Here is a 22441-nt window from a genome sequence, read left to right on the forward strand (position 1 = left end):
GTCGATTGAATTAATCGCATCTAGCCCACATATTGTCTGTATATCTTCGATCAGGTCATAAAAAATGTCTGAGCACACATTATTACCAGCAGAATCAACTTCCTTTCCTGTCTTGCCATTACGTGATGTGGTCGTGTTTCCACATATGGTGATTCCTTTGTTTGTGGGGCGCCCAAAATCAATCAAAGCCCTCGAAGCTGCGATGGATTCAGGTAAGCATATTTTGCTGGTGGCACAAAAAAATGCAGCAAAAGATGAGCCAGCATTTGCAGATATTTATCCGATTGGTACCGTTGCAACGGTATTGCAATTATTGAAACTGCCTGATGGCACTGTGAAAGTGCTAGTGGAAGGCTTGCAGCGTGCTCAGGTTGAAGAGTTGCTTGATGATGATGGCTTTTATCGAGTGGTGGCAACCCCATTGCCGCCTGCGCCAGAGGACAGTAATGAAACTGAAGCTATGCGCCGGACTTTGCTCGCGCAATTCGATCAATATGTAAAACTGAATAAAAAAATTCCACCTGAAATTCTTTCTTCATTGGCTGGAATTGAAACTGCTGGCCGTTTGGCTGACACGGTTGCGGCACACTTGCCACTGAAATTAGAGCAAAAACAAGCCGTGCTCGAAATGGAAGATGTGTCGGCCCGCATGGATCATTTGCTCAAGCAGCTTGAGTCTGAGCTTGATATTTTGCAGGTCGAGAAACGCATCCGTGGGCGTGTCAAACGTCAAATGGAAAAAAGCCAGCGTGAATACTATTTGAATGAGCAGGTTAAGGCCATTCAAAAAGAGCTGGGTGAGCTTGATGAAAATGCCGATTTGGATGAACTTGAAAAGCGCATCAAAGCAGCAGGCATGAGCAAAGAAGCTCGGGAGAAGACTGATGGCGAGTTGAAAAAACTGCGCATGATGTCTCCTATGTCAGCCGAAGCGACTGTAGTGCGTAATTACATTGATACGATTTTGGCGCTTCCTTGGAAAAAGAAAACCAAAATTAGCAAAGACATTGCCGAAGCTGATCAGGTGCTCGATGCTGATCACTATGGCTTAGAAAAAGTCAAAGAGCGCATTGTTGAGTATTTGGCGGTACAAACGCGAGTTGAAAAGCTTAAAGCACCAATTTTGTGCTTAGTTGGCCCTCCTGGTGTAGGTAAAACTTCGCTGGGTGAAAGTATTGCACGTGCTACGAATCGCAAATTTGTGCGCATGGCTTTGGGCGGTGTACGTGATGAAGCAGAGATTCGTGGTCATCGCCGTACTTATATAGGTTCGATGCCAGGTAAAATTTTGCAAAGCATGACCAAGGTTGGCGTGAAAAACCCTTTGTTCTTGCTCGATGAAGTAGACAAGCTAGGTAGTGACTTCCGCGGCGATCCATCTTCAGCCTTGCTGGAGGTCTTGGATCCAGAGCAAAATCATTCCTTCAGTGATCATTACTTAGAGGTCGATTACGACTTATCTGATGTAATGTTTGTGGCGACGGCGAACTCGCTCAATATCCCTGCGCCATTACTGGACCGGATGGAGATTATTCGACTTTCCGGGTATACCGAAGATGAAAAGGTCAATATTGCGCTGAAATACCTCGTTCCCAAGCAAATGAAGAATAACGGCGTTGCTGAGGGCGAATTGCAGATTGCAGATACCGCAGTGCGCGATATTATTCGCTACTACACACGTGAAGCAGGTGTGCGTAGTTTGGATCGTGAAATAGCGAAAATTTGTCGCAAAGTAGTGAAGGCACTGCTGCTTAAGCCATCAGACAAAAAAATTACTGTTAATGCGAAAAACCTCGATAAGTATTTGGGCGTTCATCGTTTTGAATTCGGCGTTGCAGAATTGAAAAACCAAATCGGTCAGGTGACAGGTTTGGCTTGGACTGAAGTTGGCGGCGAGTTACTGACTATCGAAACGGTAAAATTGCCAGGCAAAGGCAAAATGATCCAGACGGGGCAGCTCGGTGATGTGATGCAAGAATCCATACAAGCGGCCTTGTCAGTTGTGCGCTCGCGTGCAATTAGCTTGGGGATTGACCCTGAGTTTTACCAGAAAAACGATATGCACATTCACCTGCCTGAAGGTGCAACACCAAAAGATGGCCCATCAGCTGGTATTGCTATCGCAACCGCATTGACCTCTGTGTTGACGGGTATACCCGTACGCTGCGATGTTGCAATGACGGGTGAAATTACCTTGCGCGGTGAAGTCTTGCCAATTGGTGGATTGAAAGAAAAACTGCTCGCGGCACATCGCGGCGGGATCAAACAAGTCTTAATTCCAGAAGGAAATGTCAAAGACCTGATTGAAATACCCGACAATGTCAAACGAGGGCTTGCTATTCACTCGGTCAAGTGGTTTGATGAGGTGTTGGCCTATGCGCTGGAACGGATGCCAGTAGCTACCGTTGAGGCGGCGAGTGCTGAAGAGGCATTGGCAGCGCCAAACGTTGACACAAACCAACACAGCCTTAAGCATTAATTGACACTTATTTTGGGGTCTTGATATAAACATCAAGCAATGCACCAACCAGATTCATCTAATCAAAATTGAAAGGGGATGTAAGTGAATAAATCGGAACTCATCGACGCGATCGCCGAATCAGCAGGTCTGTCTAAAGCCGCTGCTGGTAAAGCTCTGGATGCAACCGTAGAAGCGATCTCCAACGCGCTTAAAAGTGGCGAAGAAGTAACGCTGGTTGGTTTTGGTTCTTTCTACGTGTCAGAGCGTGAAGAGCGTACTGGCCGTAACCCACGTACTGGCGAATCAATCAAGATCGCAGCTGCAAAACAGCCAAAATTCCGCGCTGGTAAATCATTGAAAGATGCGGTTCAATAATTGACCGTATCGACTCCCACTCATTGCTAAAGTGCGATCGGGTGATGAGTTAAGGAGTGGTAGTTCAGTTGGTTAGAATACCGGCCTGTCACGCCGGGGGTCGCGGGTTCGAGTCCCGTCCACTCCGCCAATATCACAAGGGCAAACGTTAAGTTTGCCCTTTTGTTTTATGCACAGAATGTTGCAACTCTTACAGACATAAGTGGCGCAATCTGGCATGATAACGCGCATGTAAAGCAGGAGTGCGTAGTCCATGTTTGAATTTGTTCACAATAATAAAACCGCAGTTCAGATTGTATTGGGTTTGGTTTCTGCAGGTTTGGTCATTGGTTTTGGCTTGAGCGGTTATAGCGCGATGGGCGAGAGTGACAATTACCTCGCAAAAGTTGGTAAAACTCAAATTACTGAGCGCCAGTTAGCTGAAGCGATTGGCAATCAAGCTGTACCAGACGATATGAAGCCGATGGTTGTTGAACAATTGGTTAGCCAGCAATTGTTGCAAGAAAAAGCCCAACAATTGCGTATGACTGTGCCAGACGCTGTATTGCGTGAAGCGATTGGTAGCATCCCCGCATTTCAAGTTGATGGAAAATTTGATTCAAAACGCTATCAAGAGTTATTAGCCGCGCAGCAAATGACGCCCACTCAATTTGAAGATAAATTGAAGAAAGATTTGGTATTGCGCCAGCTGATGGATGGCGTGATGCAAACCGGCTTTGTTTCAAATTCTGAGTTGCAACGCTTAAATAGCTTGATGGGCGATAAGCGTGAAGTGAGTGTTGCTACGCTATCTCCTGAGCAATATCTGGCGAAAGTAAGCGTTTCAGATGCTGAGATCAAACAATATTACGATGCAAATCTAACGCAATTTAAAGCCCCAGAAATGGTTAAGCTCGAATATGTGAGCTATTCACAAGCTGATTTGGCTGCTCAGCAGACGGTATCAGATGCTGAAGTGCAAAAGTACTTTGATGAGCATAAGAGTGAGCTGGCGAAAGAAGAGCGAAAAGTGCGTCATATTTTGCTCACCGCACCAAAAGACATGAAAGCGGATGACAAAGCGAAAGTGCGTCAACAGGCTGAAGTTATTCTGCTTGAAGTGAAAAAGAACCCTGCGCAGTTTTCTGCTATCGCTAAAGCTAAATCACAGGATCCTGGTTCTGCCGCCAACGGTGGTGACTTGGGTTACTTTGCCAAAGGTGCGATGGTTAAGCCTTTTGAAGAGGTTGCATTTAAACTCAAAAAAGGTGAAATTAGCGGCATTGTAGAAAGTGATTTTGGTTTCCACATTTTAGTTTTGGATGATGTAAAAGGCGCGAGTCTGGCCGATGTGAAACCGCAGATCGAACAAAAAATAAAGCAAGATAAAGCGCAAGTTGCTTATCAAGCTCAGGTAGATAAGTTTAGCGAATTAGTTTATCAGCAAGCCGATAGCCTGAAACCTGCCGCTGATGCCTTGAAATTGAAAGTAGTTCAAAGTGGCTGGGTAACGCGTAAAGCCGCTGAAGAGCCATTGCTCAATAACCCTAAACTGATCGAAGCGGTATTCTCGGATGATGTTTTGAAAAAGAAACACAACTCTGAAGCCATCGAAGTGGGTCGCGATCAACTGGTTTCTGCCCGCCTATTGGAATATAAACCATCACAAACACAGGCTTTAGCAGATGTATCAGCTGTGATTTCTAGCAAACTGAAGTTAGAAAAAGCGGCAAAACTGTTGGCCAGTGATGGCGAGGCTAAACTTAAGGCGCTCAATGCAGGTAATGCAGTTGAATTAGCTTGGGGAGAGGCAAAACCCTTCAGCAGAATTGGTGAGCAAGGCGTTGCAGAGGCTGATTTAAAAGCCATTTTCAAGGCTGATAACAGCAAGCCCGTTTATGTGGGTGCCAATGTACCCAATCGAGGTTATGTTTTCTATAAAGTAGGCAATAGCGTGGCTGCGCCAGCATTGACGCCAGAAAACAAATTCCGTATGGGCGAGAGCTTGGCCAAGATGTACGGTCAGGTTGAGCTTACTGCGTATCTCGATTCCCTGAAGAAAGATATCAAAGTGCAATACAGTCATCGACTGAAAAAGTCAGTTGAATAATAAAAAGCCCAGCATTCGCTGGGCTTTTTATTTAACTGGCTAACCAGTTAGGATCACATTGATTGAGATACGCCTGCAAGCCTTCCTGTGCTTCTTCGTGTGTTCGAATATGCGCCATTCTATGTGCGGTATCGGAGAGCATTGCATCATCGATTGGACGATGTTCAACCGAGGTAATAAAGCGTTTTGCAGCAGTTAAAGCGTGCGGGCTATTTTTGATTAATTCTGAGACCCAAAGATCGACTTGATTTTGGGCTTCTTGCGCCGAAGGTGGGCATTCGTGAATTAAGCCAAGTCGCTGAGCGGTGGTTGGGTTGAATTTTTCAGTGCTCAAGAAATAGCGCCTAGCCGCGCTGCTGCCAATCTTATTGATCACATAAGGACCAAATACGGCGGGGATTAAGCCTAGGCGAGTATCTGGAATGCTAAACCAGCTATTGGGGGTGCAGACTGCCATATCACAGCAAGAAATTAAACCAATGCCAGTGCCGATTGCGGGGCCATTGATATGGGCAATCGTGGGGATGGGAAGTCGATCGAGCGTGCGCAGTAGGCGAGCAATATGTAAGGCATCTTCAAAGTTATGATCGGGCCCAGCTTTTGAGCCACGAAGCATCCATTGATGATCGGTTCCGGCACAGAAAAAATCACCAGAGCCCGTTAAGATCAATACGCGAGCGGATGAGTTTTGACTGATCGCCGCTAAGGTTGCGGTCAGCTCGGCAACCATAATCTCATTGATGGCATTACAAACTTCTGGGCGCTGTAAACTCAGGGTAACGACGCCTGTTTCGCTCATTTGACAAAGGATCGTATCGCTCATTGACTGGCTCCTTCTCGCCGATGGCTACTTTGAGTTAAGCGGCAGGGGGTATGCCCAGCGCAGTAGTATGTTGCAATGCAATGTACACTGCCTCTACGGTTTAGTGCAAAATTGAGTACTTAGCCAGATATTTTCCGCACAATGTAATGACTAGTATTTCGAGACAAAATAATTGTTTGAAAGCTAGGCTGGATAGAGCGTAAAATCCTCGACCTTATTCGCCAAGCGAATGGTCTGTAACGAGGGAGTTTTTCATGAACGCAATAGCGCAGAGCAATGCGCCGTCACAAGATTCTCGCAATATCGCGGTATTGGTGTATCTACTGACGATATTTTTTAGCTTTATCCCTGGTTTAGTCATCTTCATCCTGAAAAAAGAGGATGAGTTTATTTTTGATGCGGGTAAAGAAGCGCTAAATTGGTCGATTACGCTGATGTTGGCCTCCCTGATTTTAGGTTGGATTCCAATATTAGGCTGGATGATGTTGGGCGTTTTATGGGTTTGTAATATTGTCTGCAGTATTCTGGGCGCTCTTAATGCGAGTAAAGGCCTGTTTTATCGTTACCCATTTACTTTGCGTTTGATTGCTTAATGAAATATTTGAGTGTGCTTTTTTGTTTTCTTGCTGGATCATCGTTGGCCAATTCTGTCTCGATGTCGGTTGGGAAGGCGCGTTTGAATGGTGAGTATTTTGCCGCCCCCAAAGCGCCTGCGCCGGCCGTGGTCTTGTTGCCTGGCTGTGGTGGGCTCTATGCCAAGGATAAGCAGCCTGCAGTGCGTTACGCCAGAATGGCGAGCCAGTTACAAGAGTTAGGATTTGCAGTGTTGATGCTCAATCCTGAGCGGTCAATCACGCTTAAAAACCGTTGCCAAGTGAGCAATATTCAGCAACAAAAAAAAGAAATGAAACGTCGCGCCAATGAGGCGCAGCTGGCCATTACTTGGCTGAAGGCTCGGCGCGATATTGATTCCAACCGAATCGCGGTCGTCGGTTGGGATAATGGTGCATCTGCTGCTTTATCACTGCTTAATCGCACCAATCCTGGCGTTCGATCTGCCGTCGTGTTTTATCCAAATTGTCGGCTTTTGCTCGGCGCGGATTTCAGAGTGGCGGCACCAACTATTTTATTAACGGGTGAACGCGATACGCTCACGCCGTATGCGCAATGCACGGAGTTGAGCCGTATTTCGGGTCAAAGCCTATTCCATCTAGTGAGCTACCCCAATGCGCGGCATGATTTTGACTTAATGCTCGATCATTTGGAGGATGAAGCACTCAACCTGCCAAAAAATCATTTGGCGCTAGATGTCATTGCTGAGTCTGATTCAGCGCAAGATGCATGGCGGCGCACATATAAATGGTTGTCGCGCTGGTTTGACCCCGAGCGGAGTATGGAAGGGGTGCCTCCGCGGAATCTGCAGTAGTGTTGATAGCGAGCTATGCATCAAAGTTGCTTGAGAATGAGCAATATTTACCGCGTCAACGAGTGGAAGCCTGTAAGTGTTGGCTTTAATTGCAGTAAAATAGCGGACTAAGTTTGAGGAGCAATGACTGATGAGCAATATCGATTATTCAACAATTCTGACTGGCATTGAGGGTGTGCGTATTGTTTCGTCCAACGAAAAATATGCGCAATCTGGCGCAGGCTTGCCAATCGTCGTGGTTGAAAACCAGCTGGGCTCTGCAAGTTTAGCTTTGCAAGGCTGCCATTTGCTCTCGTTTGTTCCTGCTCATGGCAACGATTTACTGTGGCTTTCCCCCTTGGCGAGCTTTGACCCTGATAAAGCAATTCGTGGTGGAATACCATTGTGTTTACCATGGTTTGGTGGCCATCCTGCTGGCTTGCAATCACATGGCTTTGCGCGCACCAGTGACTGGACCCTAGAAAAAGCGAGCAATCAGCCTGATGGCTCGACATTGCTGATTTTAAGTTTGAGTAGCACAACTGAAACCTTGGCGATGTGGCCACATGCTTTCCGCTTCGAGATGCAAATTGAAGTAGGGACTGAACTCAAGCTCACATTAAATGTCGATAACCTGAGTGATACCCCCGCACCGTTTACGTATGCATTCCATACCTACTTTGCTGTTGATGACTATACCCAGTGTCCAATTCTAGGATTGGAAGATTTAACCTATATCGACACAGTGGGTGAAGTACGTCGCCTGCCGCAAGAGGGGACTTTACAGCTCACTGGCCACACCGATCGCGTGTATTTGGATGTGCCTGAGGCGCAAACCATTGTCGATGGCGCGCGCCAAATTCATATACACGGTACGGCAAAAAGCGCAATTGTTTGGAATGCGGCAGAACATGCTCTGAATATCGCAGACATAGGTCCAGCTTATACTCGCTATGTGTGCGTGGAGCGCGGTGATGTGTTTGATAATGCGCTGACGATCGCCCCACAATCTCGTTTTAGCTCAGTGATGACGTTGTCTGAAACACGTTAATTGGCTACGCTTGGGCTGATGGCCTAGTTATCAAAACGCCCGTTGTTGACCGGGCGTTTTTTTTGGATGGATAACGATGAAATACCGTGATTTGCGTGACTTTATGTCGCAACTGGAAGCGCAAGGTGAATTGAAGCGAGTCCAAACCCCCGTTTCTGCCAAACTTGAAATGACTGAGTTATGCGACCGTATCTTGCGCAGTGCTGGGCCTGCCGTGCTGTTTGAGAATGTACCCGGCTATAGTATGCCAGTGCTCGGGAATCTTTTCGGTACGCCGCGCCGGGTTGCGCTGGGTATGGGGGCGCAGGATGTCAGCGCCTTGCGCGAAATCGGTACCACCTTGGCTTATCTGAAAGAGCCTGAGCCTCCCAAAGGGTTAAAAGACGCGTGGGAAAAACTGCCACTGCTCAAGCAGGTGCTGAATATGGCGCCCAAGGAAGTGCGCAAAGGCATCTGCCAAGAGATCGTGATTGAAGGCCCGGATGTTGATCTGGGTATGATCCCGATCCAGCATTGCTGGTCGGGTGATGTGGCCCCGCTGATTACCTGGGGTTTAGTGGTCACGCGTGGACCGAATAAAAAGCGGCAAAATTTGGGGATTTATCGTCAACAGGTCATCGCGAAAAATCAGGTGATTATGCGCTGGCTGGCGCATCGTGGTGGTGCGCTCGACTTTCGTGAACACGCCAAGCAAAATCCAGGCAAACCATATCCTGTCGCCGTCGTGCTGGGATGTGATCCCGCGACAATCTTGGGCGCAGTAACGCCCGTGCCCGATACGCTCAGCGAATACCAGTTTGCTGGCTTGCTGCGTGGTAGCAAGACCGAGCTGGTGCAATGTATCGGCTCCGATCTGCAAGTGCCGGCGACGGCTGAGATTGTGCTTGAAGGCGTACTCAAACCTTGTGAGGCAGGCTACGTCGGTGTTTCCGAGCATGGTGTGCCGATGAAAGAAGTGAACGGCTTTTTGCACGCGTTGGAAGGCCCGTATGGTGATCACACCGGGTACTACAATGAGCAAGATTGGTTTCCAGTATTTGAAGTCGATCGCATCACGACGCGCCCAGATCCGATTTATCACAGCACCTACACCGGCAAACCGCCTGATGAACCAGCGATCTTGGGCGTGGCGCTGAATGAAGTGTTTGTGCCGATATTGCAAAAGCAGTTTCCGGAAATCGTCGATTTTTATTTGCCGCCTGAAGGGTGTAGCTATCGGATGGCAATTGTGTCGATCAAAAAGCAATATCCGGGGCATGCCAAGCGGGTGATGTTTGGCGTCTGGTCGTTCCTGCGCCAGTTTATGTACACCAAATACATTGTGATCGTCGATGACGATGTCGATTGTCGCGACTGGAAAGAAGTCATTTGGGCGATTACGACGCGGATGGATCCGGTGCGTGATACCACTCTGGTGGAACATACGCCGATTGATTATCTCGATTTTGCCAGCCCGATTTCGGGTCTGGGTGGCAAAATGGGCTTGGATGCCACCAATAAAATGCCCGGTGAAACCCACCGTGAATGGGGTAGGGTGATCGAGCGCGATCCTGCGGCTGTGGCGCGGATTGATGCGATTTGGCAAGAGTTAAATATCTAAGCCAGTTTGGTCTATTCTAAAAACTATCTGTTCAGCACTTGGAATAAGCGCATGTTGCCATTGAACCGCGAATTTGAATTTACTCACGCCGATTTCGAAAAAATTCGGACGATGATCTACAACTATGCCGGCATCGCCTTGTCCGAATCGAAACACGATATGGTGTATGGGCGTTTAGCGAAACGATTGCGTGCGCTCAACCTGAAAACGTTTCAGCAGTATTTACAGGTGCTGGAACGCGGCGATCATAAAGAATTTGAGCTGTTTACCAACTCAATGACGACCAACCTCACCTCGTTTTTCCGTGAGTCACACCACTTTGATACGCTGGCCAAATACTTAAAAGATAAACGCAGCAATGGTAGTTTTAATGTGTGGTGCTCGGCATCTAGTACGGGTGAGGAGCCTTATTCGCTCGCGATTACGGCCTGCGAAGCTTTTGATAGCTTGCGCCCGCCAGTTAAAATCATTGCCACTGATCTTGATACTAATGTGCTCGAAGTGGGGCGAATTGGCATTTACCCGGGGGACGAAATCAAAAAGCTCTCGCCACAACGGGTGAGCAAATTCTTTAATTTACAAGCCGATGGCAAATACCAACTCAAGCAAGAACTGCGAGACATGATTACCTTTCGCCGCTTGAATTTGATTGAGCCCAATTGGACCGTGCGTGGGCCATTTGATGCCATTTTCTGTCGCAATGTGATGATCTATTTCGATAAAGAAACGCAATATAAAATCTTGCAGCGTTTTGCGCCCTTGATGAAACCAGAAGGTTTGCTCTATGTTGGGCATTCCGAAAATCTTTACCATGCCGCTGAGTTTTTCAAATTACAGGGTAAAACGGTCTACGAGCTAGCGAAACCCAATGCGGGTCTGGCAATGGGGCGTTAATGGAGCCAAGAGTTAGCTTTATTACCTTGGGCGTCGCTGATTTAGCCGTTTCGCTGCATTTTTATCGGGACATCCTTGGCCTGACCCCCCGTAAAATTCATGACGATGTCGTGTTTTTTGCCATGGGGGCGAGCTGGCTTGCTTTATATCCACGCCATTTGCTCGCCCTAGATGCGGGCGTGGCTGAAACTGGGCATGGTTTTCGTGGCGTGGCGCTGGCACATAATGTGCGGAGCCAGGCCGAAGTGGATCAACTGCTGCATATTGCCCAAGAGGGGGGCGGGAAGTTAATCAAGCCAGCGCAGCCGACGTCATGGGGGGGTTATGCAGGCTATTTTGCCGATCCCGATGGTCACTTATGGGAGGTGGCTTGGAATCCTGAATTTCCGATTGATTAGTCTTTGGGTATATTCATTAGCATCATTATTTGTAATGTCTTTATCAATATACCCCTGATTTTACTGTCCTCTGAGGCTGTACCAAATCTGCCCGATGAGCTCGCGCAGTGCAATGCTGCTGACCTGTAAGGCTCTTGCTTGCGGCAAAAAGCTATTCAGCGAAATTGGCTCGCGATTTATATAATCAGTTGGTGCTAGGTGCACAGTAAACCCCTGTTTCGTAAAACTACGTGCCGCACGTGCCATATGATCGGCCGAGGTGACCAGCGTAATTTTGCGAATGCTCGGGCCAAGTAGCTGGGCACTCTTTGCTGCATTTTCTGCCGTGTCGACTGAGCCGCCTTCGACCCACCGAACCGGGATTTGAAACTCGCCCTCTAATACTTGCCGCATATAGTGAGCCTCGCTCATTCCGCCTAGCGGCGCTCCGCCAGATACCAGAATAGGTAATCGGCTTAAACGAGCCAGCTTAGCGCCATAGCGGATACGACTTAATGTGACATTGTTCAGCGTTTCACCTTCCAGAATGTCATAGGCTCCAAAGCGTTTACCACCACCCAGAATCACGATCGCCTGACTGTCTGCGAGCGCGGCGGGGAAGGTCGTCGGTTTGGTCTCGATGAGTGACATTATACCGCTGGCCACGATCGGTAAAGAGAACAGCCACAGCAAACCCAAAGCCACCAGCACTCCTCGATGAGCCCAAAGCCCCAGCCGGGCTCGAAACAAGGTACATGCCAATGCGAGCAAAAGGAGTGCGCCGGGAGGCAACAATAGTGCGCGTAGGGCTTCTTTGATTAAAACTGACAGATCCATTTTTGCCTCGGAACACGACGCCAAAAATGACGTCACCATGAATACGATGGCATATTCTAAAGCAGGACTTTCAATCGGCGAAAAAAAAGCCCGGCGATGACCGGGCTTGGTGGCGTATGGGCGACTTAAAAACTATACCCTGCACCGATCCGAATGCGCCATTCGGCGTCCTGCTGTGCATTTGCGGTGTCACCTAAATAGCCGATTTCTGCATAAGGTTTGAATGCCGGCGTAACTTTGTAGCTTACGCCCAGATTGTTTTCAAAGTAGTTCGGGCTTTTGTTGACGTACTCGTAGTTATTGAGTTTGTAGTCCCAACGGAAATTGTAGTAGGTATCAATCTGCTCATTGACGGCTTTACGTAGCCATAAATCCATCCGCGTCGTGTTGTCGTGATCCAGATGTTTACTCAAATCTTTGGATTCGTAATCTTTATATTCATAACGCAGACGCGAATCAAAGCGCCAGCTGGGGGCAAATGCCCAGTTCGCTTGCAGGCCAATCTTATAGATGTCACCTTTACTGCGTACCACATCAATTAAAGCGCTAGGGATCAAGGTTACCGTGTCATTGAGCTTGTACTTATAGTAAATCTGATACTCGGTGTCTTTCCAATTGACCTGATCAATTCCTTCTCCACTTTTACTGGTGTTGTTCATTGTGTATTCAATGCTGCCACCAATTCCGTTGGCAAAATCATGGCCGAATAGAAAGCGTGATTCATAGGCTTCACTGCCAGTTTTATACTGGCCGCGAAAATCGATACTGAGGGCATGGGCTTGAAGTGTAATGGCGCTGCAGGCTAATGCGATTAAGGCTTTAAGCTTCATCTTGATCTCCAGATAGTTTGTGCAGCGGCGAATTTCACCTGTGTCCGATTGCACTTATAGGTTACGTTTGACTTAGTTATTTTTATTTGAAATGCAAATGAAATACAAATGAAACAAAAGACTAATCACAAAGAGGTGGTGTTTGTTGTGATTTAAGCGACAGTTTTAAGTCAGAAAGTGAGCGAATTAGCCTAAAGCAAGATCGGCTTTGTCGAATGGCGCTGCGGGTATTAAGGTATGGAAATGATTGAATTTTTCCAAGTATCCTCGTGCCATGATTTCTGTTCGTAAATTGTTTGTGCGCTTTAATGCGCGCTGGCATCGCCAATGGCCATGGTGGATGGCCTATGGTCTGGTCTTGCTATTGATTACTGCTTTGGGCTTTTACGTCTGGCAGACCATGCGCAATGAACAACACGTCCGCGAGGCTGCGTTTGCGCAAGATTTGCTCTGGCAAGAGCAAGAGTTACGTGTTCGCCTGCAAAGCAATCAAAATGTACTGGAAAATCTCGCCTACGCGCTGGCGGCCGATGCAATCGGCATCAATGATTTTCGTGCGCGTGCTGATAGTTTAATGAAGGGCAATCCTGAAATATTGGCGGTTGAATGGGTCGATGCCAGCGGCTTATACCGCGGCGGCATGCCGATTCATAGTGGCCGACCTGAATTCCTGCCCCAGTTGACCGAGCCGCAATTTATCGAGGCCCTCGATGGTGTCGCCACCTTGGGCTATCCGATATTTTCCAATGTGATCGAGCGCAAAGAGCCGCTAATGATTCAGTTGGTGCCGATCTTTCGGGGTACAGCCTTTCGAGGTGCGGTGTTGGCCACCTATAGTTTGGCGGGTATTTTGCAGCAGCGCGTGCCTTGGTGGCTGGTACAACGCTACCAATTGCAATTGGTCGATTCGCAAAATCGGGTTCTAGCGCCGAGTGAGTTTCATGCCAAGCTCGATGGCGATAATGTTCGCGAGGTCGCATTTGGCAATGTGGGCTCGGGCGTACGTTTGCTGGCCAAACCCGTTGGTGCTGGGCATCAACCGAGTAATTGGGGATTATTTGCGCTCTTGTTGGTGTTGCTTGGCTTATTAACGTGGTCTTTGCAATTACTGCGCTTACGCATGCAGGAGCGCCAATTGGCCGAGGCGGCCCTACGCGATGAGATTTTATTTCGTACCGCAATGGAAAATTCGCTGCTGACGGGTTTGCGCGCTACCGATACCAGTGGCCGACTGATTTATGCCAACCCTGCTTTTGCCCAAATGGTGGGCTGGTCGCTGGAAGAGTTACAAGGATTAAAGCCGCCATTACCGTTCTGGGCTCCGGAAGCACTCGATGAATGCGCCAAGGCGTATGAGGCAATTTTATCTGGCAATAATCCAGCCAGTGGTTTCGAGCTGCGTTATATGCGCAAGAATGGCGAGCGCTTTGATGTGCGTTTGTATTCGTCACGACTCATTGATAGCAAAGGTGAGCATCGTGGTTGGATGGCCTCGATCAATGACATTACCGAAATTAAGCGCGAACGCGAAGCATTGCAGCAATCACGCCAGCAATTGCGCACCGTATTGGAAGGCTTGGAGGCCGCTGTTTGCGTCAGCGATGTTGCGTCAGGCTCAGTACTATATCGAAATCGCCAACATTTGAAACGTTTTCCCATTCCGCAGACTGAAGGCGAACATTGTTGGGTGTCTTGGCGACGATCGCATGGGTATCAGCCTGGAAGCTATGAATTTGATGATGTTGATTTGATTACTGGTAGGCAGTATCAGATTGAGCAACGGCGCATCGATTGGCTCGGCGGGCGAGGGGCGCTACTGGAAATCTGCTCGGACATTACCGAGCAACGGCAGGCTGAAGAAGAAGCGCGTTTGCGTAATGAACGATTGCAGCATACCGCGCGCTTGGTGAATATGGGCGAGTTGGCTTCGAGTTTGGCGCATGAGCTTAATCAACCGCTTGCTGCGATTGCCAGCTACAGTACGGCATGCGAAACCATGCTCTACAAACCCAACCCCCCGATTGGCAAAGTGCAAGAAACCCTCGTAAAAATGACCGAGCAAGCTCGCCGGGCGGGGCAGATTATCCGTGGCATCCGGCAGTTGGTGGTGAAGCGCACGAGCCAGCAAGCGCCGTGTAGCTTCGCTGAATTGGTCGACGTGGTCTTGCCGCTGCTCACGCCACTAGCACAAAAAACCAAAGTCAAAATTGAAGTCAACCTGCCCCAGCCTTGCCCGAACGTGATGGGCGATGCGGTCTTATTGGAGCAGGTGTTATTTAATCTATTGAAAAATGGCCTCGAAGCCATGGCCGATACGCCGGAATCTGCACGTGCTATCGCCATACATGCCCTGCAAAGCCACGGTGATTTGGAAGTGCGCGTCATCGATCGTGGCTGTGGGCTGGCGGATCTTACCCAACTGTTTCAGCCTTTCTACACCACCAAAGGGGAAGGGATGGGCATGGGATTGAATATCTGCCGCTCGGTGATCGAGCAGCATAAAGGCAGGCTGTGGGCCGAAGCCAATCCAGGCGGAGGTACGCAAATGTGCTTTCGCCTACCTACAATAAAAACTGACGAAATTATTTTGGAGTCTCGTACATGAAAGCAATTCCTATCCCTATGGTCGCGATTATTGATGATGATGAAGCCGTACGCGATTCACTCAGTTTATTGCTAGAAACCGAGGGCTGGACGGCCCTCAACTATCCTTCGGCCGAAGACTTTTTGGAGGAAGGCGATGCCAGTCGCTTTGCATGTCTGATCGTTGACGTGCGGATGGATGGGATGAGTGGCTTGGAGCTGTTTACCGAACTCAAACAAGGCAATTATCTGCCGCCGGTGATTTTCCTCACCGGCCACGGTGATGTGCCGATGGCAGTCAATGCGCTTAAAGATGGCGCGACTGATTTCTTGCAAAAACCGTGTGATCAGCAAGAGTTGTTAGCGCGAGTGCGGCTCTGTATTGAAAAAGACATCGAGCGCCGCAGCGTGACGGCACACCAGCAAAAGGTCAGCGAGTTGGTCGCCGAGCTCACGCCTCGTGAGCGAGATGTATTAAAAGAGATCATGCTTGGACGACTCAATAAACAAATCGCCGATCGACTCGATATCAGCACCAAAACGGTCGAAGTCCACCGCGCACGTATTTTTATCAAAATGAAAGTGCATTCAGCGATGGAGCTGGCTGCAATGTTGAAAGAAATCCCGATGGATGAGTTGTTAAGCTAATACATGGCTATGTATATTATTGAAACATAGATAAATATTTGTTCTTAGCGGGATACCCATTAAAAAGCTCAGTCTGAGGACTGAGCTTTTTTTGATATGTGCGCCCAGCATGGGCGCATTCTTGCGGGTGTAAGTCCCGCCGTAAGTTGATCACAGCGAACGAAGTGAAGCGCAACTGCGTGAGGGTGACCGAGCGTGGGAAGGAAGCGTGGATCGAAACTGTGAGCCGATGAACAAGAACCGGATACAAGGCGTTGTCGAGCAGGGCGAGCGGCCATATGACCGCAAAGCTCTCGTGATCAAGGCTCAGGCGGCGTAAATCCGGCGGTTGTGCAGTGAAGGAATGCGTTCTTACCTGGGGAGATCTCGCTTTACGCCTGAAAGGGCAACGATGTTAATCGGCGCGAGAAGTCAGCAGAGGCCGTAGTAGCTGCCCGTTCGGAGCAAAGGGCCAAACGAGAAGGAGAGTCTGTTTTCATGTCGCATGGACGTGTAATGCATCAGAAGCCTGAATCATCAGGGCGCAATACCAACGGGCAAGGTGAAGCCAAACCCAAGGTACTGCGTGATGAAACACGGCTGGCGCGGCAAGAGTCAAACAGCTCAGGGCAAGACCTGCTACAGCAGGTGCTTGCGCGAGATAATCTGATTCAAGCATGGCAACGTGTTAAAGCCAATCAAGGCAGTGCTGGCGTGGACGGTCTGAATATTGACTCGACCAAGGTTTATCTGCAAACGCACTGGCCACAGATTCGGGAGCGCATCTTGCGAGGTAGCTACCGACCTTTACCGGTACGCCGAGTGCAGATTCCCAAACCGGATGGCGGCCAGCGAGAGCTAGGTATACCAACCGTCACAGATCGGTTAATCCAACAGGCACTGCTGCAAATTCTTCAACCCCTGATTGATCCGACATTCTCCGAGCACAGCTATGGCTTCAGGCCAGGTCGGCGAGCGCATGATGCAGTCCGTCAGGCACAAGCCTATGTGCAGGCAGGAAGGCGGATCGTCGTCGACGTCGATCTGGCGCAGTTCTTTGATCGAGTAAACCACGACATCCTGATGGATAGGTTAGCAAAACGCATCAAGGATGCCGCATTGCTGCGGCTGATAAGGCGCTACTTGCAAGCCGGGATTCTGGATGGAGGGATCAAACTGGAGCGACACGAAGGCACGCCGCAGGGCGGCCCTTTGTCGCCTTTGCTCGCCAATATCATGTTGGACGAAGTGGATCGTGAGCTGGAGAAGCGCGGTCTTTGCTTTGTGCGTTATGCAGATGACTGCAATGTTTATGTGCGTAGCTACCGAGCAGGACAGCGAGTACTGGCGGGTCTACGTCGCCTGTATGCCAAACTTCACTTACAAGTGAACGAAAGCAAAACTGCAGTTGCATCGGTATTCGGTCGCAAATTCCTGGGGTTCAGCCTCTGGGTTGGGCGGGGCGGCGTCGTCAATCGAAAGGTGGCGGACAAAGCGCTGGAGAAGTACAAACAGCGCATCCGGCAACTGACGCGACGAAACGGCGGTCGTAGTCTGGAAGAAGTGATTGAGAAACTGCGGATGTATATACCGGGCTGGAAAGGCTATTTCCAACTGGCACAAACGCCGAAAGTATTTCGAGAGCTTGACGAATGGTTACGGCACCGACTACGCGCGGTACAACTGAAGCAGTGGAAAAGAGGAAAGACCATCTACCGGGAAATGCGGCGACTTGGGAGTATCGAAAGCGAAGCCTTAAAAGTGGCTGCCAATTCCGGTCGTTGGTGGCATAACAGCTGTATGGCCTTGAATCGAGTATTGCCGATCAGTCACTTTGATCGTCTGGGTTTGCCCCGTCTTGCATAACCTCAATATCTCGAACCGCCCGGTGCGGACCCGCATGCCGGGTGGTGTGGCAGGGGTCGATCAGTTGCACTGATCGCCCCTATGCCGATCGGCATTTAGAAAATGGGCAAAACCAGAGTGCAACATTTCTAAAAATGAGTACTTCCTTAAAATGACGATAAGGTAATAACCCTAGGGCGTCAGCCTAACAGGAGATTACCTGATTTCGAGCAGTGCGTAGTGTGCGTATTCTGACTACAACCGAACGGATGACCGTTTTCGGCGACAACAAAAAATGACCTTACCGGAGATTCGATAATGCGCAACTTGAAATTGGGTTTGATGGCCGCCAGCATGGGCTTGGCTTTTTCTGTCCACGCAGCAGAAGTAGAAGTACTCCATTACTGGACTTCAGGTGGTGAAGCCAAGGCCGCTGCCGAATTGAAAAAAATGATGGAAGCTAAAGGCAATAAATGGAAAGACTTTGCCGTGGCCGGTGGTGGTGGTGAAAACGCCATGACCGCACTCAAAACGCGCGTAGTTTCTGGTAACCCGCCTGCTGCGGCGCAAATCAAAGGCCCATCCATTCAAGAGTGGGGCGATGAAGGCGTATTGACTTCAATCGACGGGGTCGCGAAAAAAGAAGGCTGGGATAAAGTATTGCCGCCTGTCGTATCGAATGTCATGAAATACAAAGGTCAGTATGTTGCTGCGCCAGTCAATGTACACCGCGTGAACTGGCTGTGGATTAACCCAGAACTGCTGAAAAAAGCCAACGCCAAAGTACCAAACACTTGGGATGAATTCTTTGTGACTGCTGCTGCGCTGCAGAAAGCCGGCATCCAGCCATTGGCCTACGGTGGCCAGCCTTGGCAAGACAGCACCGTATTTGAATCTGTCGCACTGGGTGTCGGTGGTGTTGATTTCTATAAAAAAGCGTTTGTACAGCTGGACCCTGCAACCATGAGCGGTCCAACCATGATCAAAGTGCTGGAAACGTACAAAAAACTCAAACCCTTTACCGATAAAAATGCGTCTGGCCGAGAATGGAATCTGGCGACCAGTATGGTAATTAATGGTAAAGCGGCAATGCAATTTATGGGTGACTGGGCTAAAGGCGAATTCTTGGCTGCAGGTAAAGTGCCTGGTAAAGACTTCCTTTGCGTCGCAGCTCCTGGCACTGCGAATGCGTACACCTTCAATATCGACAGCTTTGCTTTCTTTAAATTGAAAGACAAAGATGCCGTGAAAGGTCAGATGGATTTAGCCAGCACCTTGATGAGCCCGGAATTCCAAGAAGTATTTAACTTGAACAAAGGCTCAATCCCTGCGCGTACTGACTTGAGCATGGCGAAATTTGATGAATGCGGCAAAAAATCAGCCGAAGACTTCAAAGCCACGTCAGCCAAAGGCTCCTTGGTTCCTTCTTGGGCGCATGGCATGGCGATGCACTCATCGACTCAGGGTGCGGTTTATGACGTCGTAACCCAATTCTGGAATGACGACAAAATGAGCGCCAAAGACGCGGCTAGCAAACTCGCTGCTGCGGCAAAAACCAAGTAAACCCTCGCGTTTCTGTGACGTAATGACCATGGCCTGTACCGAGCGTGCAGGTCATGGCGAACTACGCCAATCAATTTGTAATACAGGGTTTTTCAGGAGTTCCCCATGTCTACGCCAACTGCCCATTACGGGTTTGCCGAGCGCTGGCTGCCGCGTCTTGTTTTGGCGCCTTCCTTCTTATTATCGTTGATCTTTTTGTACGGCTTTATCGCGTGGAATGGTTATCTGTCTTTCACCACGTCGCGCTTGCTGCCCAGCTATGAATGGGCAGGTTTAGTGCAATACGCTACCTTGTTTGACAATGAACGCTGGTGGGTTGCGGTGCGTAATCTGGGTATTTTTGCCGTGTTGTTCATCGGTGGCTCAATGGCCATCGGGATTACCTTGGCCATTTTGCTCGATCAGAAAGTGCGTTTTGAAGGTGCGATTCGTACGCTGTATTTGTATCCCATGGCGCTGTCGTTTGTCGTGACGGGCACTGCTTGGAAATGGATGCTTAACCCCGGCCTTGGGCTGGAAAAATTAATGCATGATTGGGGCTTTACCAATTTCACTTTCGATTGGTTGGTCAATTCCGATATGTCGATTTATACCGTGGTGATCGCTGGCTTGTGGCAATCATCAGGGTTTGTGATGGCCTTGTTCCTCGCGGGTTTACGTGGTGTTGATGATTCAATTATTAAAGCCGCGCAAATTGATGGGGCAAGCCTGCCGCGCATTTACTGGAAAATCATCCTACCAGCGCTACGCCCGGTGGTGTTTTCTACGCTGATGATTCTGTCGCACATTGCGATCAAGAGCTTCGATCTGGTGATGGCCTTAACGGGTGGCGGCCCCGGCTTTTCGTCTGATTTGCCCGCAACGTTTATGTATTCAATGGCGTTTACCCGAGGCCAGACGGGCTTGGGGGCTGCCAGCGCGATGATGATGCTGGCCACAGTGGCCGCGATTGTTGTGCCGTATTTGTATTCAGAATTAAGGAAAGACAACAATGGCTAATGCTGAACGGACTTCGTCAGAGCGTTTTTGGCGCTTTGCACTGTATGGCGCGCTGCTGTTTGCTGCGGCGTATTACCTGTTGCCGCTGTACGTAATGGTCACGACCTCGGTAAAAGGCATCGAGGAAATTCGCGCCGGTAATCTGATTGCGATGCCAACGGCGATTACGTTTGATGCCTGGAGCAAGGCGTGGAGCAGCGCGTGTACTGGTGTGTCATGTAATGGTTTATCTGGGTATTTCTGGAATTCGGTGCGGATGGTGATACCTGCAGTGGCGATCTCGACGATGTTGGGCGCGATCAACGGCTATATCCTGTCTAAATGGCGTTTTCCAGGCTCAAATCTGGTATTCGCGATGATTTTGTTTGGCGTGTTTATGCCGTTCCAAGTTTTGCTCTTACCCATGGCTCAAACCTTGGGCTGGTTGGGGCTAGCGAATACCACGACTGGATTGGTGTTCGTGCATGTGGTGTGCGGTACGGCTTCGACGACACTGTTTTTTCGCAATTACTACGTTGGTATTCCCGATGAGTTGATCAAAGCGGCACGACTTGATGGTGCGGGCTTTTGGCGAATTTTCTGGCGCATCATTTTGCCGATGAGCACGCCGATCATCATGGTGACGTTGATCTGGCAATTTACCCAGATCTGGAATGATTTCCTGTTTGGTGTGGTGTTTGCTTCGGGCGATGCGCAGCCGATTACGGTGGGGTTGAATAATCTCGCGAATACCTCGACCAGCGTGAAGGAATACAACGTCGATATGGCCGCAGCCCTGATTGCCGCCTTGCCCACGATCTTGGTCTATGTGTTTGCCGGTAAATATTTTGTTCGTGGTTTGACCGCGGGTGCAGTGAAAGGTTAATGGGTACTGCTCTGTGGATATTTAAATAAATAATCTTCAGAGCAATACATAGCTAGAGTATTTAAGTCTGGCCACAGGCCAGCGAATGCCAAGCACAATGGAGAATAAAAATGGGCGCTTTAGCCATCAAAAACGTCACCAAAAGTTTTGGCGATACAGATATTTTGAAAGGCATCAATATTGATATTGAAGCCGGTGAGTTTTTAATCTTGGTCGGGCCTTCAGGCTGCGGCAAATCAACGCTGATGAACATCATCGCTGGCTTGGAGCAACCGACCAGTGGTGAAGTGCATATCGCAGATCGCCTCGTGAATAATGTTGCACCGAAAGATCGCGACATCGCAATGGTGTTCCAAAGTTACGCCTTGTACCCCACGATGAATGTACGGCAAAACATTGCTTTCGGCATGGAAACCCGCGGCGTTCCCAAGGCTGAGCAAAACGAGATCATTGCCCGTGTCGCCAAGATGCTGCAGATGGATCATCTACTCGATCGTAAACCATCGGCGCTGTCAGGTGGCCAGCGTCAGCGCGTGGCGATGGGTCGAGCTTTAGCGCGTGACCCCAAGTTATTCCTGTTTGACGAGCCCTTATCAAATCTGGATGCCAAGCTGCGCGTGGAAATGCGCGTCGAGATCAAACAACTGCATCAACGCCTGAAAACCACAATTGTGTATGTGACGCACGATCAGATTGAAGCGATGACCTTGGGCGACAAAATCGCCGTGATGAAAGATGGCATCATCCAGCAATTTGGCTCACCGCAAGACATCTACGAGCGCCCATCGAATATGTTTGTCGCCAGCTTTATTGGCTCACCATCGATGAACTTTATCCCTTGCCACTTGGTGCAGCAGGGTGAGCAAATCGGTGTGACTTTGCAAGGCAATGGCGTGCCGCTGTTTGTGGCGCTGAATAATCGCCCTGAGTTGAAAGATCGCATCGGCCAAAAAGTGGTGCTGGGTGTGCGCCCCGAGCAATGGGATGTGGCCGAGAGTGAACATGCGCTGCAATGCCAAGTCAAAATCACCGAGCCGACCGGCCCAGATACTATGGTTTACAGCGAAGTGAACGGCGTAGAAATGATTGCCCGCATCCATCCACGCGCCGCAACTGGCCCGGGTACATCGTTGCCACTGATACTGGATGTGAAAAAAGCCGTGGTTTTCGATCCTGAGACCGAGCTACGCATTGCCTAAATGGATATGCACTGAGCA

The 22441-nt window shown here is 49.2% G+C and carries 19 protein-coding genes and 1 tRNA gene; 17 read left to right on the forward strand and 3 right to left on the reverse strand.

Annotated features, from left to right (window positions below; translation table 11 throughout):
- The first annotated feature begins 64 nt into the window (after positions 1–64).
- The 4 genes from lon (at position 65) to HQ393_RS02395 (ending at position 4925) form a co-directional block, all read left to right on the forward strand.
- Positions 65–2479, forward strand: coding sequence for an endopeptidase La (gene lon, locus HQ393_RS02380; protein ID WP_179357269.1), 2415 nt, complete (start codon positions 65–67; stop codon positions 2477–2479).
- A gap of 84 nt (positions 2480–2563) precedes the next feature.
- Positions 2564–2836 (forward strand): HU family DNA-binding protein, encoded by a 273-nt coding sequence (locus HQ393_RS02385; protein ID WP_179357270.1) that lies wholly within the window; start codon positions 2564–2566, stop codon positions 2834–2836.
- A 53-nt stretch (positions 2837–2889) separates the two neighbouring features.
- Positions 2890–2966: transfer RNA gene (locus tag HQ393_RS02390), tRNA-Asp, on the forward strand.
- 123 nt (positions 2967–3089) lie between these two features.
- Positions 3090–4925: a SurA N-terminal domain-containing protein gene (locus HQ393_RS02395; protein ID WP_179357271.1), complete on the forward strand. Its 1836-nt coding sequence runs from the start codon at positions 3090–3092 to the stop codon at positions 4923–4925.
- Between the two features lie 31 nt (positions 4926–4956).
- Here the strand turns inward: HQ393_RS02395 and HQ393_RS02400 are convergent, their stop codons facing one another.
- A complete protein-coding gene (locus HQ393_RS02400; RefSeq protein ID WP_179357272.1) occupies positions 4957–5748 on the reverse strand; it encodes an enoyl-CoA hydratase-related protein in 792 nt (263 codons plus the stop codon).
- Between the two features lie 254 nt (positions 5749–6002).
- Between HQ393_RS02400 and HQ393_RS02405 the strand changes: the two genes are divergently transcribed.
- The 6 genes from HQ393_RS02405 to HQ393_RS02430 all read left to right on the forward strand — a co-directional run bounded on the left by HQ393_RS02405 (position 6003) and on the right by HQ393_RS02430 (position 11096).
- The gene (locus HQ393_RS02405; protein ID WP_179357273.1) at positions 6003–6341 is read left to right on the forward strand and encodes a DUF4870 domain-containing protein; all 339 of its coding nucleotides are present in this window, start codon (positions 6003–6005) and stop codon (positions 6339–6341) included.
- A 44-nt stretch (positions 6342–6385) separates the two neighbouring features.
- Positions 6386–7174 (forward strand): dienelactone hydrolase family protein, encoded by a 789-nt coding sequence (locus HQ393_RS02410; protein ID WP_179357274.1) that lies wholly within the window; start codon positions 6386–6388, stop codon positions 7172–7174.
- A gap of 130 nt (positions 7175–7304) precedes the next feature.
- On the forward strand, positions 7305–8204 hold the full coding sequence (locus HQ393_RS02415; protein WP_179357275.1) for a D-hexose-6-phosphate mutarotase: 900 nt from the start codon (positions 7305–7307) through the stop codon (positions 8202–8204).
- 76 nt (positions 8205–8280) lie between these two features.
- Positions 8281–9804 (forward strand): 4-hydroxy-3-polyprenylbenzoate decarboxylase, encoded by a 1524-nt coding sequence (gene ubiD / locus HQ393_RS02420; protein WP_179357276.1) that lies wholly within the window; start codon positions 8281–8283, stop codon positions 9802–9804.
- Positions 9805–9855: 51 nt separating this feature from the next.
- The gene (locus tag HQ393_RS02425) at positions 9856–10698 is read left to right on the forward strand and encodes a CheR family methyltransferase (protein ID WP_179357277.1); all 843 of its coding nucleotides are present in this window, start codon (positions 9856–9858) and stop codon (positions 10696–10698) included.
- A complete protein-coding gene (locus HQ393_RS02430; RefSeq protein ID WP_179357278.1) occupies positions 10698–11096 on the forward strand; it encodes a VOC family protein in 399 nt (132 codons plus the stop codon). The genes HQ393_RS02425 and HQ393_RS02430 overlap by 1 nt, the downstream gene beginning before the upstream one ends.
- 60 nt (positions 11097–11156) lie before the next feature.
- Here the strand turns inward: HQ393_RS02430 and HQ393_RS02435 are convergent, their stop codons facing one another.
- Positions 11157–11912 carry a YdcF family protein gene (locus HQ393_RS02435; protein ID WP_179357279.1) on the reverse strand — a complete coding sequence of 252 codons (756 nt, stop codon included), beginning with the start codon at positions 11910–11912 and terminating at the stop codon, positions 11157–11159.
- Positions 11913–12037: 125 nt separating this feature from the next.
- The gene (locus HQ393_RS02440) at positions 12038–12742 is read right to left on the reverse strand and encodes an oligogalacturonate-specific porin KdgM family protein (protein WP_179357280.1); all 705 of its coding nucleotides are present in this window, start codon (positions 12740–12742) and stop codon (positions 12038–12040) included.
- Between the two features lie 274 nt (positions 12743–13016).
- Between HQ393_RS02440 and HQ393_RS02445 the strand changes: the two genes are divergently transcribed.
- From HQ393_RS02445 to HQ393_RS02475, 7 genes are all read left to right on the forward strand, one after another.
- Positions 13017–15347, forward strand: a complete 2331-nt coding sequence (locus HQ393_RS02445; RefSeq protein WP_179357281.1) for a PAS domain-containing sensor histidine kinase — start codon at positions 13017–13019, stop codon at positions 15345–15347.
- Positions 15344–15973 (forward strand): response regulator transcription factor, encoded by a 630-nt coding sequence (locus HQ393_RS02450; RefSeq protein ID WP_179357282.1) that lies wholly within the window; start codon positions 15344–15346, stop codon positions 15971–15973. Before HQ393_RS02445 ends, HQ393_RS02450 begins: the two co-directional genes overlap by 4 nt.
- A 477-nt stretch (positions 15974–16450) precedes the next feature.
- The gene (gene ltrA / locus HQ393_RS02455; RefSeq protein WP_179357283.1) at positions 16451–17818 is read left to right on the forward strand and encodes a group II intron reverse transcriptase/maturase; all 1368 of its coding nucleotides are present in this window, start codon (positions 16451–16453) and stop codon (positions 17816–17818) included.
- Positions 17819–18115: 297 nt separating this feature from the next.
- Complete coding sequence (locus HQ393_RS02460) at positions 18116–19360, forward strand: ABC transporter substrate-binding protein (RefSeq protein WP_179357284.1); 1245 nt, start codon at positions 18116–18118, stop codon at positions 19358–19360.
- 105 nt (positions 19361–19465) lie between these two features.
- Positions 19466–20359, forward strand: a complete 894-nt coding sequence (locus HQ393_RS02465) for a carbohydrate ABC transporter permease (RefSeq protein ID WP_179357285.1) — start codon at positions 19466–19468, stop codon at positions 20357–20359.
- Positions 20352–21224: a carbohydrate ABC transporter permease gene (locus HQ393_RS02470; RefSeq protein ID WP_179357286.1), complete on the forward strand. Its 873-nt coding sequence runs from the start codon at positions 20352–20354 to the stop codon at positions 21222–21224. The genes HQ393_RS02465 and HQ393_RS02470 overlap by 8 nt, the downstream gene beginning before the upstream one ends.
- 110 nt (positions 21225–21334) lie before the next feature.
- Positions 21335–22423 carry an ABC transporter ATP-binding protein gene (locus HQ393_RS02475; protein ID WP_179357287.1) on the forward strand — a complete coding sequence of 363 codons (1089 nt, stop codon included), beginning with the start codon at positions 21335–21337 and terminating at the stop codon, positions 22421–22423.
- The last annotated feature ends 18 nt before the right edge of the window (positions 22424–22441 follow it).

The organism is Chitinibacter bivalviorum, assembly GCF_013403565.1.
Classification (GTDB): Bacteria; Pseudomonadota; Gammaproteobacteria; order Burkholderiales; family Chitinibacteraceae; genus Chitinibacter; species Chitinibacter bivalviorum.